At 69.3% G+C, this 17,327-nt stretch carries 14 protein-coding genes and 3 tRNA genes; 10 read left to right on the top strand and 7 right to left on the bottom strand.

Annotated features, from left to right (window positions below; genetic code table 11):
- Position 1 precedes the first annotated feature (1 nt).
- Positions 2 to 76: transfer RNA gene (locus VN378_RS14495), tRNA-Asn, on the bottom strand.
- 70 nt (positions 77 to 146) lie between these two features.
- Between VN378_RS14495 and VN378_RS14490 the strand changes: the two genes are divergently transcribed.
- Positions 147 to 950, top strand: a complete 804-nt coding sequence (locus VN378_RS14490; protein ID WP_325744266.1) for an RNA methyltransferase — start codon at positions 147 to 149, stop codon at positions 948 to 950.
- 245 nt (positions 951 to 1,195) lie between these two features.
- Here VN378_RS14490 and VN378_RS14485 read toward each other — a convergent pair.
- Positions 1,196 to 1,269 (bottom strand) — tRNA-Cys (locus VN378_RS14485).
- Between the two features lie 153 nt (positions 1,270 to 1,422).
- Between VN378_RS14485 and VN378_RS14480 the strand changes: the two genes are divergently transcribed.
- The 5 genes from VN378_RS14480 to VN378_RS14460 all read left to right on the top strand — a co-directional run bounded on the left by VN378_RS14480 (position 1,423) and on the right by VN378_RS14460 (position 8,174).
- A complete protein-coding gene (locus tag VN378_RS14480) occupies positions 1,423 to 2,052 on the top strand; it encodes a protein-L-isoaspartate O-methyltransferase (RefSeq protein WP_325744265.1) in 630 nt (209 codons plus the stop codon).
- Positions 2,053 to 2,189: 137 nt separating this feature from the next.
- Entirely contained in the window at positions 2,190 to 3,731 is a 1,542-nt protein-coding gene (locus tag VN378_RS14475) for a TolC family outer membrane protein (RefSeq protein WP_325744264.1), read from the top strand.
- Positions 3,732 to 3,870: 139 nt separating this feature from the next.
- Positions 3,871 to 4,500 (top strand): DUF2497 domain-containing protein, encoded by a 630-nt coding sequence (locus VN378_RS14470; RefSeq protein ID WP_325744263.1) that lies wholly within the window; start codon positions 3,871 to 3,873, stop codon positions 4,498 to 4,500.
- Between the two features lie 87 nt (positions 4,501 to 4,587).
- Positions 4,588 to 7,419 carry a valine--tRNA ligase gene (locus VN378_RS14465; protein ID WP_325744262.1) on the top strand — a complete coding sequence of 944 codons (2,832 nt, stop codon included), beginning with the start codon at positions 4,588 to 4,590 and terminating at the stop codon, positions 7,417 to 7,419.
- Positions 7,416 to 8,174: a TlyA family RNA methyltransferase gene (locus VN378_RS14460; protein ID WP_325744261.1), complete on the top strand. Its 759-nt coding sequence runs from the start codon at positions 7,416 to 7,418 to the stop codon at positions 8,172 to 8,174. The genes VN378_RS14465 and VN378_RS14460 overlap by 4 nt, the downstream gene beginning before the upstream one ends.
- A gap of 121 nt (positions 8,175 to 8,295) precedes the next feature.
- Here the strand turns inward: VN378_RS14460 and VN378_RS14455 are convergent, their stop codons facing one another.
- Positions 8,296 to 8,955, bottom strand: coding sequence for a hypothetical protein (locus VN378_RS14455; protein WP_325744260.1), 660 nt, complete (start codon positions 8,953 to 8,955; stop codon positions 8,296 to 8,298).
- Between the two features lie 153 nt (positions 8,956 to 9,108).
- On the opposite strand from VN378_RS14455, the gene VN378_RS14450 reads away from it, so the two are divergent.
- Complete coding sequence (locus VN378_RS14450; protein ID WP_325744259.1) at positions 9,109 to 10,353, top strand: class I SAM-dependent RNA methyltransferase; 1,245 nt, start codon at positions 9,109 to 9,111, stop codon at positions 10,351 to 10,353.
- 2 nt (positions 10,354 to 10,355) lie between these two features.
- A complete protein-coding gene (locus VN378_RS14445; RefSeq protein ID WP_325744258.1) occupies positions 10,356 to 10,772 on the top strand; it encodes a hypothetical protein in 417 nt (138 codons plus the stop codon).
- Here VN378_RS14445 and VN378_RS14440 read toward each other — a convergent pair.
- The 4 genes from VN378_RS14440 to VN378_RS14425 form a co-directional block, all read right to left on the bottom strand.
- Positions 10,769 to 11,170 (bottom strand): endonuclease domain-containing protein, encoded by a 402-nt coding sequence (locus VN378_RS14440; RefSeq protein WP_325744257.1) that lies wholly within the window; start codon positions 11,168 to 11,170, stop codon positions 10,769 to 10,771. The genes VN378_RS14445 and VN378_RS14440 overlap by 4 nt on opposite strands.
- Entirely contained in the window at positions 11,160 to 12,308 is a 1,149-nt protein-coding gene (locus VN378_RS14435; protein ID WP_325744256.1) for a PA0069 family radical SAM protein, read from the bottom strand. The genes VN378_RS14440 and VN378_RS14435 overlap by 11 nt, the downstream gene beginning before the upstream one ends.
- Positions 12,309 to 12,439: 131 nt before the next feature.
- Positions 12,440 to 12,524 (bottom strand) — tRNA-Leu (locus tag VN378_RS14430).
- A 94-nt stretch (positions 12,525 to 12,618) separates the two neighbouring features.
- Positions 12,619 to 14,286 (bottom strand): amino acid permease, encoded by a 1,668-nt coding sequence (locus tag VN378_RS14425; RefSeq protein ID WP_325744255.1) that lies wholly within the window; start codon positions 14,284 to 14,286, stop codon positions 12,619 to 12,621.
- Between the two features lie 157 nt (positions 14,287 to 14,443).
- On the opposite strand from VN378_RS14425, the gene hrpB reads away from it, so the two are divergent.
- Positions 14,444 to 16,867 (top strand): ATP-dependent helicase HrpB, encoded by a 2,424-nt coding sequence (hrpB, locus tag VN378_RS14420; protein WP_325744254.1) that lies wholly within the window; start codon positions 14,444 to 14,446, stop codon positions 16,865 to 16,867.
- Positions 16,868 to 16,934: 67 nt separating this feature from the next.
- Positions 16,935 to 17,315 (top strand): gamma-glutamylcyclotransferase family protein, encoded by a 381-nt coding sequence (locus VN378_RS14415; RefSeq protein WP_325744253.1) that lies wholly within the window; start codon positions 16,935 to 16,937, stop codon positions 17,313 to 17,315.
- Positions 17,316 to 17,327 lie beyond the last annotated feature (12 nt).

Raw genomic sequence — 17,327 nt, 5'->3', positions numbered from 1 at the left:
GTGGCTCCGCGGGTAGGATTCGAACCTACGACCAGCCGATTAACAGTCGGCTGCTCTACCACTGAGCTACCGCGGAACACTTCCTCTCGGGAAGGCGGGCGCTATAGCAGCGCGAGTCAGACTGACGCAACGGGAAATATCCGATCTTGGCCTTGATCCGCATCGACCACCCCGACGATCCGCGCATCGCCGGCTTCCGGGATATCAAGGAACGCGACCTGACGGGCAGGCAGGGCCTGTTCGTGGCCGAGGGCGAGGTGGTGCTGAACGTGCTGACCTCGCCGCAATCGCTGTGCCGGCCCGTCGCCCTGCTGCTGGATCAAAAACGGGTCGAGGGACTGGCCGGACTGGTCGCCCGCGTGCCGGACGATGCGCCGGTCTATGTCGCCGACCAGCCGATTCTGGACGCCATCGCCGGTTTTCATCTGCACCGCGGCATCCTGGCGCTGGGCCGCAAGCCGGCGCGCCCGACGCTGGAAGACTGTCTGGCGCCGCTCGGCCCGGAGGCCGTGGTGGTCGCCGCGTGCGGCATCGGCAACCACGACAACATGGGCGGACTGTTCCGCAACGCCGCCGCCTTCGGGGCCGGGGCGGTGCTGCTGGACCGGACCTGCTGCGACCCCTTCTACCGCAAGGCCATCCGCGTCTCGGTCGGCGCCGTGCTGCGCACGCCCCAGGTCGTCGGGCTCGAAGCGTCCGACATGATCGACGGCCTGGAGGGGGCGGGGTTCGCCGTGCTGGCGCTGACCCCCGGGGCGGAGACGCCGCTGGACCGCGCGCCGCGCGGCGGCCGGGTGGCGCTGATTCTGGGACCGGAGGGCCCGGGCCTGGCGCCGGACGTGATCGCCCGGTGCCGCCCGGTGGGAATTCCGATGTCGGGCGGCTTTGATTCGCTCAATGTTTCGGTCGCCAGTGGAATCGCGCTGCACCATTTCACCCGACAGGCGTGAAACGATCACCAAACCGAGATTAACGCTTTGTACACCTTGATGAACCGCCGGACTTGTGTCGCAGTGGCGGCGTCCGGGGAGGGTTCAATCAATGTTTGGCGGCGTTTTCGTCTTCATCCATCGCAATGCGCGCCTGGCGCTGGCGGTGGGCATCGTTACGGCCGGCGTCAGCGCGGCCAGCGTGATCGGCTGGATCACCGCGCCCGTCTAGACGCCTGGACGGGCCGATCTGAAGAAAATCGCGATGGAGGCCTGACCGAGAATCGAACTCGGGTGCAAGGATTTGCAGTCCTCTGCGTAACCACTCCGCCATCAGGCCCTGGGCCGCCCCGGAAACGATCCGGGGGCGACCTCGCCATCGCGAGGGGCGTTCGCTATCAGATCGGATTGTCGCCCGCAACGCACAGACCTATAAGCGCGCCAGATTTCCCGGCCTGTCGCCGGGCGCCCACAGCCGCAGGATCGTCGCTCCATGGATTTCGCCGCCGCCCGCAAGGTCATGGTCGACAGCCAGGTCCGCGTGAACGACGTCACCGACCGGTCGCTGCAGGCGGCGCTGCTGGCGGTGCCGCGCGAGCGGTTTCTGCCCGCGGATCGCGCGTGGTCGGCCTATGCCGAGATCGAGCCCGAGATTGCGGGCGGGCGCCGGCTGATGATGGCCCGCGACCTGTCCAAGCTGCTGATGGCGCTGGACGCAAGGGCGGGCGAAACCGCCCTGGCCATGGCCGCCCCGTATGCAGCGGCGGTGCTGGCGCGACTCGGCCTGACCGTGACGGCCCAGGAGGCCGGCGATGCAGTGTTCGGGATTACGGGCGCCGTCCTTGCGGAGGAGGGGGTCCGGACCGTGATCGCGCCCCTGTCGACGCCGGCAGGCGACGGCTACGACGTCATCATTTCCGAGGCGGCCGTCCCCGGACGTCCGGACGCCTGGCTGGCGGCCTTGAAGGTCGGCGGCCGGCTGGCGGTCGTCGAGCGCAGCGGGCCGGTCGGCAAGGCGGTGCTGTATGTTCGCGGCGACCAGGGCGTGTCGCGTCGGGAGCTGTTCAATTCGACCCCGCCGGTCCTTTCGGACCTCGCTCCGGAACCCGCCTTCGCCCTGTAGCGCCGGGGCGACGGATTCCGCAGAACCTTCGCGTGAAAAAAACTTAACTGGCGCGGGCGTAAAGCGTCCCGCATCAGACCTATATATACCCTATATATACCAAGGGCGTGCTTCCCCCGCGCCAGGCAGGAACAGACATGCTGAAACGTTCGCGCGCGCTCGCCTCGGCAGCCGCCATCGCCATCCTCTCCGGCATCGCCGTCCCCGCATGGGCCGAGACGCTGAAGGAAGCCTTGGCCCTCGCCTACCAGACCAACCCCTCGCTTCTGGCCCAGCGGGCCAGCCAGCGGGCGCTGGACGAATCGATCGTCCAGGCCCGCGCCGGCCTGCGGCCCCAGCTCGATGTCAGCGCGACCGCCGGTTACACCTTCAGCGACAGCGCCGGCGGCCTCCGCGAAGTCGACACCAACGGCGACGGCATCCCCGACACCACCATCAACATTCCCGCCTCCAACAGCGACAGCACCAGCGTCGGGGCCAGCATCGGCCTGTCGCAGACGATCTGGTCCGGCGGCCGTATCGGCCACGGCATCAGCGCCGCCGAGGCCAACATCATGGCCGGGCGCGAAAACCTGCGCGACATCGAACAGACCGTCCTGACCTCGGTCATCCAGGCCTATGCGGACGTGATCCGCGACAGCGAGATCCTGCGCATCCGCCAGTCCAACCTGGTCGTGCTGCAGCGCCAGCTCGACGAGGCCTCGGCCCGGTTCGAGGTCGGCGAGATCACCCGCACCGACGTGGCCCAGTCCGAGGCGCGTCTGGCCCAGTCGGAAGCCGACCTGGCCAACGCCCAGGCGCAGCTGTCGGTGTCGCGCGCAGCCTACGCCGCCGTCGTCGGCCAGTCGCCCGGAGACCTGGCCCCCATGCCGGTCCTGCCGAACCTGCCGACCGATTTCGATACCGCCCTGGACGTCGCCCTGCAGGACAACCCGGGCATCCGGGCCGCCGGCTACAATCTGCGTGCGGCCGAGGCCAATGTCGCCGCGGCCAGGGCGGAATACATGCCCTCGGCCCGACTGACGGCGTCGTACGGCGGCTCGAGCGACGACCTCGGACGGCCGGGGGACATCGTCGACAACACCAGCTTCCAGGCCGGGGCGACCATTTCGGTGCCCCTGTTCACCGGCGGGCTGAACGGATCGCGCGTGGCCCAGGCGCTGGAGCGCGCCAATGTCGCCCAGATCAATGTCGAGGGCGAGCGCCGCAACACCCTGCAGTCGGTCAGCTCGGCCTACGCCCAATCCCTTTCCGCCCGCTCGACCCTGACGGCCGGAGAAGAGGCGGTCCGCGCCGCCACCGTCGCCGCCGAGGGCGTGCGGCAGGAGGCCCAGGTCGGTCTGCGCACCACCCTCGACGTGCTGAACCAGGAACTGGAACTGCGCAACGCCGAGGTCACCCTGGCCAGCGCGCGCCGCAACGAATATGTGGCCCAGGCCAATCTGCTGGCCGCCATGGGCCGGCTGGAAGGCCAGGATCTGGATGCGTCGATCGCGGTCTATGACCCGGCGGCCAACTACAATCGCGTGCGCAATCGCGGCGCCCTGCCATGGGACGGCGTGATCGAAGCCATCGACCGGATCGCCGCGCCGCCGGTCACGCCCGCCAACGACGCCGTTGACGCGCCGATCGACGCCCAGCTGAAGTCCGAGATCGTCCAGACCGCTCCCCGCGACTGATCGCCTGTCGCGCGACTCGCGGTCGGGCGGTTAACCGGTCAGGCGAAAAACGCCCGTTGATTCCAGCGGGCTGAGATGCGACGACAACCGTACAGGGGCGGTCCGCCGACCCTGCCGCCATTCGCCCCGGGGTTTCGACATGACCGACCAGACCGCCGCCCAGGAACCGACGATGGAGGAAATCCTGGCCTCGATCCGCCGGATCATCTCCGAGGACGACGCACCCGCCGAGACCGCGACGGCCGCCGCTGCGCCCGAACCGGAGGCGGAGGCCGAAACCGCGCCATCGCCCGCCCTGATGGACGAAACGCCGTCGATGCAGGAGCCCGAGGCCGCCGAGGAGGACGTGCTGGAACTGACCGAAGCCTACGAGGCTCCCGCCATCGAAAGCATCGGCGATCTGGACGTTTCCGCGCCCGAAGAGCCCGAGCCCGAGCCATTCCCCGGCGCCCCGGTCAGCGAGTCGGTGTTTGACACTCCCGCCGAGGTGCGCACCCCGGAGCATCCGTCCGTGCCGACGACATCCTATGACAGCCTCGTCGGCGACAGCGCCGCGGCCAGCGCCGCCTCGGCCTTCGCCGGCTTCGCCTCGACCCTGAAGAAGCCCGAGCCGGCCGATGTGTCCTTCCCGTCGGGACCGACCATCGACGAAATGGTCCGCGGCCTGCTGCGGCCGATGCTGAAGGAGTGGCTGGACGCCAATCTGCCGGCCATCGTCGAGGCCCAGGTACGCAAGGAAGTCGAACGCATCGCCCGCACGGCCGGCTGACTTCACCTGCGACCTGATCAAGGCTAGATCATTCCGGGGCGGCTCCAGTCGGGGCCGCCCTTTCTCTTTGATGTCCGAAGACCCTTCATGCTCGACAAGACCTTCGACCCGACCGCCGCCGAACCTCGCCTCTATGCGATGTGGGAGAACAGCGGCCTGTTCGCTCCCAGGACCGACGGCGCCGCCGAGGCCTATTCGATCGTCATCCCGCCGCCGAACGTGACCGGGTCGCTGCACATCGGCCATGCGCTGAACAACACCCTGCAGGACATCCTGGCCCGCTATCACCGGATGAAGGGCAAGGCGGTGCTGTGGCTGCCGGGCACGGACCACGCCGGCATCGCCACCCAGATGGTGGTCGAGCGCCAGCTGGCCGCCGCGGGCAATGTCGGGCGACGCGACATGGGCCGTGACGCCTTCGTGGCCAAGGTCTGGGAATGGAAGGCCGAGAGCGGCGGGACCATCGTCCAGCAGCTGCGCCGGCTGGGCGCCAGCTGCGACTGGAGCCGCGAGCGATTCACCCTGGACGAGGGACTGAACGCGGCGGTGCGCAAGGTCTTCGTCCAGCTGCACAGGGACGGGCTGATCTATCGCGACAAGCGGCTGGTCAACTGGGACCCGCATTTCCAGACGGCGATCTCGGACCTCGAGGTCGAGCAGAAGGAGATGGATGGCTCGTACTGGCATTTCGCCTATCCGCTGGCCGACGGCGTGACCTATCAGCATCCGGTCGCCTGGGACGGCGACGGCCAGCCCACGGAATACGAGACCCGGGATTACATCGTCGTCGCCACGACGCGGCCCGAGACCATGCTGGGCGACACCGGCGTGGCCGTGCATCCGGACGACGCGCGGTATGCGGGGCTGGTCGGCAAGGCGGTGATCCTGCCTGTCGTCGGACGCCGCATCCCGATCGTGGCTGACGAGTACGCCGATCCGACCAAGGGTTCGGGCGCGGTGAAGATCACCCCGGCGCACGACTTCAACGACTTTCAGGTCGGCAAGCGGGCCGGGCTTGAACTGATAAATATCTTCGACGCGTTCGGTCGCGTGCTTGAGCGCTTCGATCACGCGCAAACCTCGATCCAGGTCCGGACCAGTGTCGGACATGAGAGCGACTCCTACGCCGACATGCCCGCCGGCATCGTCGACAATGAGCCGGGCTATGGGGCCATTCCCCAACCCTTCGCGGGCATGGACCGCTTCGCCGCGCGAAAGGCCATCGTCGCCCGTGCGGAGGAAGACGGCTGGCTGAAGGAGATCGAGAAGACCCGGCATGTGATCCCGCACGGCGACCGCTCGGGCGTCGTCATCGAGCCGTGGCTGACGGACCAATGGTACGTCGACGCCCACACCATGGCCCAGCCGGCCATCAAGGCGGTGGAGCAGGGGGACACGGTCTTCGAGCCGAAGAGCTACGAGAAGATCTATTTCGAATGGCTGCGCAACATCGAGCCGTGGTGCATCTCGCGGCAGCTGTGGTGGGGCCATCGCATCCCCGCCTGGTACGGCCCCGACGGGACCATATTCGTTGAGGAGAACGAGGATGACGCCCGGGCGGCGGCGCGCAGCCACTACGGCGCCGAGACTTCGCTCACCCAGGACGAGGACGTCCTCGACACCTGGTTCTCCTCCGCCCTGTGGCCGTTCTCGACCATGGGCTGGCCCGAGAAGACCGAGGATCTCGAGCGCTTCTACCCGACCAGCGATCTGGTCACCGCCGCTGACATCATCTTCTTCTGGGTCGCCCGGATGATGATGATGGGACTTCACTTCATGGATGAGGTTCCGTTCAGACGGGTCATCATCAATGGCCTGGTCCGCGACGAGAAGGGCCAGAAGATGAGCAAGTCCAAGGGGAACGTCATCGACCCCCTGGGCATCATCGACGAACTGGGCGCCGACCCGCTGCGCTTCACCATGGCCATTCTGTCGGGTACACGCGATATCAAGTTGTCGCGGCAACGCATTGAAGGTTATCGCAACTTCGGCACTAAACTGTGGAACGCCGCCCGCTTCGCCCAGATGAACGAGGCGCGGCGGGTCGAGGATTTCGATCCGGCGGCCGTCGACCAGACCATCAACCGCTGGATCCGCGGCGAGGTGACGAAGGCCGGGCGCGCGGTCAGCGAGGCCATCGAAGGCGGTCGTTTCGACGACGCGGCCTCGGCCCTGTACCGCTTCGTCTGGAACGTGTTCTGCGACTGGTATCTGGAGCTCGCCAAGCCGGTGTTCACAGGCGCCGATGAAGGCGCGAAGGCCGAGACCCGGGCCATGACGGCCTGGACCCTGGACCAGACCCTGAAGCTGATGCACCCGGTCATGCCCTTCATCACCGAGGAGCTGTGGGACAAGCTGGCGGACGAGGGCGCGCCGCGCGCAGAGGCCACGCTGATCGGCGCGGCCTGGCCCGATCTGCCGGACGGCTTCATCGACGCGGGGGCCGAGGCCGAGATCGGCTGGCTGGTCGATCTGGTCACCGAAATCCGCCAGCTGCGGGCCGAAATGAACGTGCCCCCGGGCGCCAGGCCGCCGCTGGCCTTCATCGCGCCGGATGCCGCCACGGGAGACCGGATCGCGCGCCATCGCGACCTGATCCTGACCTTGGGCCGGGTGTCCGACCTGTCGGCGGTCGAGGCTGCGGCTTCGGGGGCGGTCACCTTCGTCTCGGGCGGGGCCACGGCGGCCCTGTCGCTGGCGGGCGTCATCGACCTGACGGCCGAGCGCGCGCGCCTGATCAAGGAGATCGCCGTCCTCGACAGCGACATCGGCCATGTGAACAAGAAGCTCGGCAATCCCAATTTCGTGGATCGCGCGGCCCCCGAGGTCGTCGACGAGCAGCGCCAGAAACTGGCCGAGGCCGAGGCCGGAAAGGCGAAGCTGCAGGCGGCCCTGACGCGGCTGGACGCGGTGGGGTGAAAACGCGGCTCGACCAGCTGCTGGTCGCGCGCGGTCTGGCGGAGAGCCGGTCACGGGCGAAGGCGGCGATTGAGTCGGGCGGCGTGACCGTGGACGGCGCGCCCGCGAAGGCGGCGTCCCAGCCGGTCGCAGAAGACGCCCTCGTCACCTATGCCGACGTCCACAGTTGGGTCGGCCGCGGCGCGCTGAAGCTGGACCACGCCCTGACCCTGTGGCCGGTCGCAGTCGAGGGGCGGGCGGTTCTGGACGTGGGCGCCTCGACGGGCGGCTTTACCGAAGTCTGCCTGTCGCGCGGCGCGAAGCGGGTATTCGCCGTCGATGTCGGCTCGGGCCAGATGCATGCGCGCGTCGCCGCCGACCCCCGGGTGATCAATCTGGAGCACACGGACGCCCGCGACCTGACGCCCGCGCTGATACCCGAGGCGCCGCAGCTGATCGTATGCGACGCCAGCTTCATCGGCCTGTCCAAGGTGCTGCCGGCGGTCCTTGATCTGGCCGCGCCGGACGCGGACCTTGTCGCCCTGGTCAAGCCGCAGTTCGAGGCGGCCGGGCCGGGCCGGGCGAAGAAGGGCGTGGTCAAGGACCCGGCCGCCCGCCAGGCGGCGCTGGCCTCGGTGTCCGGATGGCTCGAAGGGCGGGGCTGGTCCGTGCAGGCGACGGCCGAAAGCCCGATCACGGGCGGCGACGGCAATGTCGAATTCCTGCTGTGGGCGAGACGGCGCTCAGGCAGCGAGTCCTCGCACGACGACCGCTAGCGCCGGCCGCGCCAGCGCCCGAACAAGGAAAAACCGCCGGCGGATTTCTCCACCGGCGGTCTCCGTCACGTCGCCGATCGACAGGGGGGCTGAAAAAAAACCGGCGACGCAATTCCGTGATTCAGTAGCGGTCCGGGCAGGACTGCTCGTAGCGGGTGACGTAGCGGCCGTTGTAGTCGCGGCTGCGGACCTCGACCGTCCGGCAACCCGTCTGATAGCCCGACTGGTAGCCGTACCCCGACTGGTAGCGGTCCTGGTAAGAGCGGTCGTAGCCGTCGTCCCGATTGTAGTCGTAACCCCGGTCATAGCCGCGGTCGTACGAGCGGTCGTCGTCGCCATAGCGCGATTGATCGTACCGGTAGTCGTAGCGGCCGTAGCTGTCGCCGCAGTCGCGGGCCGAGCTGCCGCCAACGCCGGCGCCGACCACGGCGCCGAGAACGCCGCCGAGGATGCTGCCCTCGGTCCGGCGGCCGCGCGCGGCCAGCTGCGAACCGGCGACCGCGCCCAGGGTCGCGCCGATGGCGACGCCCGCGCCCTGGCGATTGCTGCGATCGCTGCGGCAATAGTCATAGGTGTTGCGATAGTCGCCGTAGCGATCGTCCTGGTAGCCGTAGCGCGACTGGTCGTAGTCATACCGTTGGCTGTAGGTCCCGGAGCCGTAGTTCTGGGGGCCCGGATAGGAATAGGTCTGGGCCGAAGCCGCTGCGGGCGTCAGCAGGGCGCCGGCGACCGCGAGGGCGGTGGCGGCTGCTGCGGTCTTCATGGTCAGGCGGGCGAACATGCGGTCGGTCCTTGAGGCAGGGACAGGGGCCGAACGGCGGGCGCCCCTGTCTGTTGCAGCACGTTATGACCGGGCGAAGCTGAACGGCTTTTGAGCAGGCCGTTCATCTTCGTTCAGGTTTCCCCGACCGTCCGGAGCGTCTACGACCGGCCCATGACGGAAACACTGACGATCACGCGCATAGGCGGGCAGGGCGACGGGATCGCCGAGACCGCCGCCGGGCCCGTGTTCGCCCCCCTGACGCTGCCGGGCGAGGTCGTGCGCGGGAGACTCCTCGACGGACGGCTGGAGGCCGTCGAAATTCTCAAGGCCAGTCCCGAACGGATCGCGCCGGTTTCGCCCCACTATGGCGACTGCGGCGGCTGTTCCCTGCAGCACTGGGCGACCGGTCCCTATCTGGACTGGAAGCGGGAGCAGGTCCGGCTGGCGCTGGCGCGCGAGCGGATCGAGACCGGGATCGAGGCCACGGTCGCCGTGCCGCCCGGCGCCCGGCGCCGGCTGGCCCTGCATGCGCGGCGCGGAGAGGATGGCCGTGTCTTGCTGGGCTTCAAGGCGCGCAAGAGCTGGCGCCTGGTCGAGGTGACGGCCTGCCCGGTGGCGGATCCGCGCCTGGTCGCGGCCCTTCCGGCGCTGGCGCGGGTGGCCGGGGCCTTTCTGGAGCATCCGAAATCGGCCCCGACCCTGCATGTAACGGCCACCCTGACGGGCCTGGATGTCGACGTGACCGGGGTCGAGCGCCGCTCGGGCGGTCTGTCGGGGGATGCACGGATGCGGGCCGTCGAGGCCGCCGCCGCCGCCGATCTGGCCCGGCTGAGCCTGGCGGGCGAGACCCTGATGATGGAGCGCCAGCCGAAGGTGGCCTTTGGCCCCGCGATCGTGCCCCTGCCGCCCGGCGGCTTCCTGCAGGCCGTGCCGGAGGCCGAGTTCGCCATGGTCGGGCGGGCGGTCGAGGCGGTGAAGGGGGCGAGGAAGATCGCCGACCTGTTCTGCGGCGCGGGAACCTTCACCTTTCCGCTGGCGACGGTCGCGCCGGTTTTGGCCGCGGACGCCTCGGCGGCGGGGATCGCCGCGCTGAAGACCGGCATCGGGACCGGGCCCGGCATGAAGCCGGTCACGGCCGAGGTCCGCGATCTGTTCCGCCGCCCGATGGCCCCGTATGACCTGCGCGGCTGCGACGCCGTGGTGCTGGACCCGCCGCGCGCCGGGGCGCTGGAGCAGACCCGGCAGATCGCGGGGTCGAAGGCGGCCGTGGTCGTCTATGTCTCGTGCAACCCGGTGACCTTCGCCCGCGACGCCCGGGTGCTGATCGACGCCGGCTTCCGGCTGGAACGGGTCACCCCGGTGGACCAGTTCCTGTGGTCGGCTCATGTCGAGCTGGTCGGGGTGTTCCGGCGATGACGATGAACGACAACCTGCCCGACGAGGACGGGAGCGATGAGGGTGGGGGCGGCTTCGACGCCGAGGACTGGACCCGGCTGACGCCCTTCGCCGGGGCGGTGGCGACGCTGGACGATGTCCAGGCGCGCCGGGCGGTGTTCGCCCTCGGCGACACCGACGACCCGCGCCCGATCGCCATGGAGCTGCCGCAGCCGGTGATCTGGTGGGACGACGACGGCGAGCAGGCGGCGGTGGCGGTGCAGGCCGAGAGCCACCTCGGGCCGGACGGCGAGGAGATGGAGATCCTGGGCCTGATCCTGCCCGACGGCGGCGGCGCGGTCGCCCTGATGGAGGATGTCGATCTGGTCGACGCCACCGATCCCACCTGGCGGGAGCTGGTCACGAACGCGATCGATCCTTCGGCGGCGGAGGGGGACTAAATTCGTCGCCCTTCCCCCATTTCGGGGGAAGGTGGCAGGCGAAGCCTGACGGATGGGGGCTTGCCGACGGCGTTCCGGATCGCGGCCAGCACGTCGTTCGGTCGGGCGAGGATATCTGAGTTCGAAAAACGAAGGACCCGGAATCCCTGAGACGTCAGCCAGGCGTCTCGTTTCGCGTCATCGAACATCCGTAAGGCATGGTCGCCGCCGTCCGCCTCAACGATCAGACGCGCCGACAGGCAGGCGAAATCCACCACATAGAAGCCGATCGGAACCTGGCGACGGAAGCGAAGGTCTTCGACAGCCCGGTCCCGAACCAGCGACCGGAAGAAATCTTCCGCCCGAGTCGGCGCTTTACACAAACGGCGGGCGCGTCTGATCGTCTGTTCAGGCTGCATCCGGCAGGCCCCCATCCGAGCCGCTCCGCGGCCCACCTTCCCCCGAAATGGGGGAAGGGACCGAGTGAGGCGCGTCGAACAGATCCATCTGCTTCTTCATATCCGCCGGCACTCGGAACTGCGTCTCGTCCAGCGGCCGGCGCGGGGCGTCCAGGCCGTAGCGTTTGATCGCGGCCCGGAATCGCGCGGCGATCAGTTCGGCGACCGGTCCGGTCCCCTTCATGCGCTGGGACCAGTCGGGGTCGTAGTCGCGGCCGCCGCGTGTCTGGCGGACCAGCGACATGACGCGGGCGGCGCGGTCGGGCCGGGCGTCGGCCAGCCATTCGCGGAACAGATCCTTGATCTCGAGCGGCAGGCGCAGGGTCACATACATGGCCGAGGTCGCGCCCGCCCTGGACGCCGCCTCGAGCACCGATTCCAGTTCGTGGTCGTTGAGTCCGGGGATGACCGGGGCGAAGCCGACGCCGACCGGACAGCCGGCGTCGGCCAGACGGCGGATCGCCTCCAGCCGCTTCGCAGGAGTCGAGGCGCGCGGCTCCATCGCCCGGGCGAGGCCACGGTCCAGGGTGGTGATGGAGACCATGGCCGAGGCCAGGCCGGCCCGGCCCATCGGCCCGAGGATGTCGGTGTCACGCGCGATCAGCACCGACTTTGTGATGATGCTGAACGGGTGGTTGAAGCGCTGCATCACCTCGAGGATCGAGCGGGTCGAATTGAGCTCGCGCTCGACCGGCTGATAGGGGTCGGTGTTGCCGCCTATGTGGATGCGCTTGCAGACGTAGCGGGGCTTTGACAGCTCCTGCTCCAGCAGACGCGCGGCCTCGGGCTTGAAGAAGATCCGGCTCTCGAAATCCAGGCCCGGGGATAGGCCCATGAAGGCATGGGACGGACGGGCGTAGCAGTAGATGCAGCCATGTTCACAGCCCTTGTAGGGGTTGATGGACCGGTCGAAACCGATGTCCGGACTGGTGTTTCGGGCGATGATCGTCCGGGCGTGTTCGGGCGTCAGGGTCGTGCGCAGGGGCGCGGCCTCGGCGTCGTCGGTCGTCCAGCCGTCATCGAAGGCCTGCACGGTTTCCGGCTCGAACCGACCCGTCGCATTCGATCGGGCGCCTCGTCCTTTCGCCGCTTCAGCCATGAGAGAAGGATAGCGACGGATCGGAACAAAGCAAGAACATTATCGCCAATGAAAAGGCCCGCTTTTCAGGGCGGGCCTCCGGGCCTCGAGTCGCGAGCCGCCGCGCGGCGAGCATAGGCCCAACGAAGGCATGGTGCGGATGAGAGGACTCGAACCTCCACGCCTCGCGGCGCTGGAACCTAAATCCAGTGCGTCTACCAGTTCCGCCACATCCGCTCAGGTACGGGAACAGCCTCTAGGCGAGACGGCGGAAAAGCGAAAGGCCCGGGATCGCTCCCGGGCCTCCGCATTGTCGAGACTGATCCAGGGATCAGTCGTCCCGCTTGGGATCCACGCCGCGGACGAAGGCGTCCGTCGCGGTTTCCAGCTTGGTGTCCTCGGTGATGTCGATCCCCTTGGCCAGCTTTGAGTGCCAGAACCCGTAGAGGATGTAGATCACCGCCCCGACCGCGGCGTAGCCGGCCAGGATGGTCAGGGGCAGCGGATTGCCGTCCATCGCGTGCTGGATCATCGGCCAGAAGTTGAAGCCCGCCAGCGCCAGGCAGGCGAGGATGCCCAGCACGGCGGTGACGATGCCGCCCGGCACCTTGAACGGACGCTCCATCTCCGGATGCTTGATGCGCAGGAAGATCACGCTCAGGCAGACGATGGAGAAGGCCACGGCCGTGCCCAGCGACACCAGGTCGCCGAGGATCGAGATGGGCAGGAAGGAGGCCGCGACGGCGATCAGTACGCCCAGCAGGATGGTGCCGATCCAGGGGGTGCGGAACTTCGGATGGATGACGGCGAAGGCGCGTGGCAGCAGGCCGTCGCGGGCCATGGTGTAGAAGATCCGCGTCTGGCCGTAGCACAGCACCAGCATGACCGAGGACAGGCCGGTGATGGCGCCGACCTTGATCAGGAAGCTGATCAGGTTCAGCGGGGTTCCGTCCGGCGTCATGAATGGCGTGTCGGCCCATTCCAGACCCATGCGGTCGATGGCGACGGCCACCGGCGCCGGGCTGGCGAGTTCGAGGTAGGGCACGACGCCCGTCATGACCGCCGCGACGGCCATGTAGATCAGGGTGCAGACGATCAGGGCTCCGAGGATGCCCACGGGCACGTCCTTGGACGGGTTCTTGGCCTCGGCCGCCGCGGTCGAGACCGCTTCGAAGCCGACGTAGGCGAAGAAGATGATCGAGGCGCCGCGCAGGATGCCGGTGGCCCCGTACTCGCCGAACTTGCCGGTCGTGTTTTCCGGGATGAAGGGCGTCCAGTTGGCGGGGTTGATGTACTGGATCCCCACCGCGATGAAGGTCAGCAGAACCACGATCTTGATCATCACGATGATGTTGTTGATCGAGGCCGACTCGCTGACGCCGAGGACCAGCAGGCTGCAGACCGCGGCGATGCCGATGGCGGCCACCAGGTTGAAGGTGCCGGTCAGGGGGAAGCTGGCGACGCCGCCGTCGGAGGTGACGGCCTGGATCAGCGGCGTGGCCCAGGAGGGACCTTCGCCGCCGGCGTACTGGATCATCGGGAACAGGCTGTCGGCCACCCCGAAATCACGCAGGATCGAGACGACATAGCCCGACCAGCCGACCGCGACGGTCGAGGCCGCGACGCCGTATTCCAGCACCAGCAACCAGCCCATGATCCAGGCGAAGACCTCGCCCAGGGTGCCGTAGGCATAGGTATAGGCCGAGCCGGACACCGGCATGGTCGAGGCCAGTTCGGCGTAGCACAGGCCGGCGAGGCCGCAGGCGATGCCGGCGACCACGAAGCTGAGCATGATCGCCGGGCCCGCGTGGGCGGCGGCGACCTGGCCGGTGAGGACGAAGATGCCGGCGCCGATGATGGCGCCGATGCCCAGGCTCATCAGATTGATGGGACCCAGCGAGCGCTTCAGCTCGCTCCTGGCCGCTTCCTTCTGGATCTGGGCTACGGATTTCTTGAGGAACAGGCGGTTCCCCTTGGGCCTAAGGCCTTCTGCGGACATCGAGTCTCGCCCCCTGATACACGGCAAGTCCTCCCCGGACCGCCTTCAATGGCGCGGACGCTAGCGGCGCACGACCCCGCTGGCAACGCGGTTTCCGATTGATGAACGCGCGGAGACGCTTTCGTGAACAGGGGCAGAGCGTCTAGACCCGGGTCCGATGTTGCCCATTCACGCCGTCCTCGAGCCGCTCAAAATCGCCCTGTCGGCGGGCAATGTCGCCGTGCTGGCCGCGCCGCCGGGCGCCGGCAAGACCACGGTCGTGCCCCTGGCCCTGCTGGACGAGGCGTGGCTGGGCGACGGCAAGGTGCTGGTGCTGGAGCCCAGACGACTGGCGGCGCGGGCTGCGGCGGAGCGGATGGCGTCGTCGCTGGGCGAACAGGCCGGGGACACGGTCGGCTACCGCACCCGGCTGCAGACCCGGGTCGGCCCGCGGACCCGGATCGAGGTGATCACCGAGGGGGTGTTCACGCGGATGATTCTGGACGACCCGGGGCTGGAGGGCGTCGGGGCGGTGCTGTTCGACGAATTCCACGAGCGGTCGCTGGACGCGGACCTGGGGCTGGCGCTGGCGCTGGAGACGCAGGGGCTGCTGCGCGAGGACCTGCGGCTGCTGGTCATGTCGGCGACCCTGGATATCGCGGGCGTCTCGGGTCTGCTCGGCGACGCGCCGGTGATCGAGGCCGAGGGGCGGATGTATCCGGTCGCGACCCGCTACCTGGGCCGGGACGCCGCCGAACGGATCGAGGACGCCTCGGCGCGGGCGGTCCGGCTGGCCCTGGGCGAGGAAACCGGCTCGGTGCTCGTCTTCCTGCCGGGACAGGGCGAGATCCATCGCACGGCCCAGCGGCTCCGGGAAACCGTGCGGGATCGCTCGGTGGATATCGCACCGTTGTACGGCGCCCTGGCTGCGACGGATCAGGACCGGGCCATCCGGCCGGCGGAGCCCGGGCGGCGCAAGGTGGTGTTGGCGACCTCGGTGGCCGAGACCAGCCTGACCATCGAGGGCGTGCGCGTGGTCATCGACGGCGGCCTGTCGCGCGTGCCGCGGTTCGAGGCGTCCAGCGGCCTGACGCGGCTGGCGACGGTGCGGGTCAGCCGGTCGTCGGCGGAGCAGCGGCGCGGCCGGGCAGGGCGGGTCGAGCCCGGCGTCTGCTACCGATTGTGGGACGAGGCGGCGACACGGGGCCTGGTCGCGCACCAGCGGCCCGAGATTCTGGAAGCGGACCTGACGGCCTTCGCCCTGGATCTGGCGCGATGGGGCGCGCGGACGACCGAAGGCCTCGCCCTGCTGGATCAGCCCCCCGCCGGGGCCTTCGCCGAGGCGCGCAAGGTGCTGGAACGGCTGGAGGCGCTGGACGCCGATGGCACCCTGACGGCGCATGGCCGGAGGCTGACCCGCATCCCGTTGCCGCCGAGATTGGCGCATATGGTCGCTGTCGCGAGCGACGCCGGCGCTGCTGTGTTGGGCGCGCGAATGGCGGCGGTGTTGAGCGAGCCGGGGCTGGGCGGGAACGATGTCGATCTGCGCGAGCGGCTGCGGGAACTGGCGCGGGACCGCTCGATGAGGGCGCGCGACGCGATGAAACTGGCGGACCGCTGGGCCCGCGCCGCCGGGGGCGGGCAGGGCGGCGAGGCGGACCCCGGCGCGCTGCTGGCCGAGGCCTTCCCCGAGCGCGTGGCGAAGGCGCGCGGCAAGCCCGGCGAGGTTCTGCTGGCCGCGGGCCGCGGCGCCTTCGTCGAGCCGACCGATCTGCTCGCCCGCGAACCCTGGCTGGCGGTGGCCGAACTGGGCGGGGGCGACGCCCGCGACCGCATCCGGCTGGCCGCCCCGGTCGATCCGGCGGCGCTTGAGCGGCGGATAGAGGTCGAGGACCGGCTGAGCCGCGAGCCGTCAGGACGAATGACGATGCGCCGCATCCGCCGCATCGGCGCAATCGTCGTGGACGAGAAGATCGTCGGCGCGCCGGACCGGGCGGCGGTCACGGCGGCGCTTCGGGCCGAGGTCGAGCGCGGCGGGCTGGCGGACCTGAAATGGGGCGAGCGGGCTGCAGGTCTGCGCGCCCGGCTGGCCTTCCTCAAGGGGCTGGATGCGGAGTGGCCGGATGTGTCGGACGCGGGACTGCTGGCAGCCCGCGAGACCTGGCTGTGGCCGCTGCTGGAGACGGTCCAGGCCCTCGACGCCCTTGCGGACGGGGCGCTCGAGGCCGGCCTGAAGGCGCTGGTTCCGTGGGACCGGCAGCGGGCTCTGGAGGAGCTGGCGCCCGCGCGGCTGCAGACGCCGCTCGGCTCGGCGGCGATCGACTATGCCGCCCCCGGAGGACCGCGCGTGGACATCCGGGTGCAGGAACTGTTCGGCGTGACGGCGCATCCGGCGGTCGGCGGCGGACGGGTTCCGCTGACGCTCGCCCTGCTGTCCCCGGCGCGACGGCCGGTGCAGGTGACGAAGGACCTGCCGGGCTTCTGGGCCGGCAGCTGGGCGGCCGTGCGGGCCGAGATGCGCGGCCGCTATCCGCGGCATCCGTGGCCCGAGGACCCGACGAGGGCCGAGGCGACCTCGCGGGCGAAGCCTCGCGGGACTTGACTGCGGCCTTCCCGTTGCTCTCGTCTCTTCGGGGGGGCGGTGCTCGCCCCGTCAGAGGAGGCGCCGGATGCCCCGGACAAACCAGGTCGACCCCGTGGTTGCCGCGGACCGATGGCTGTTCTCGTACGGGACCTTGCGCCAGCCCGAGGTGCAACTGGCGAATTTCGGCCGCCCGCTGGAGGGGCGGAACGACGTGCTCGAAGGCTATGTGCTCTCGATGATCGAGATCACCGATCCGGAGGTCATCGCCATCAGCGGTTCGAACCGGCATCCGATGGTTCGCAGGACGGACCAACCGGACGACCGCGTCGAAGGGGTCGCCTTTCGGGTGACCGCCGCCGAGATCGCGGCGGCGGACGCCTATGAGACGTCGGACTATGTCCGCGTGACGGTGATCCTGGGCTCGGGCCTGGAAGCCGACGTCTATGTGAGCAGCCCGGCGGACTGACCCGGACGGCGC

The sequence above is a fragment of the Brevundimonas sp. genome, assembly GCF_035561115.1.
In the GTDB taxonomy this organism is placed as follows: domain Bacteria; phylum Pseudomonadota; class Alphaproteobacteria; order Caulobacterales; family Caulobacteraceae; genus Brevundimonas.
This window is presented reverse-complemented; position numbering and strand designations above follow the sequence as displayed.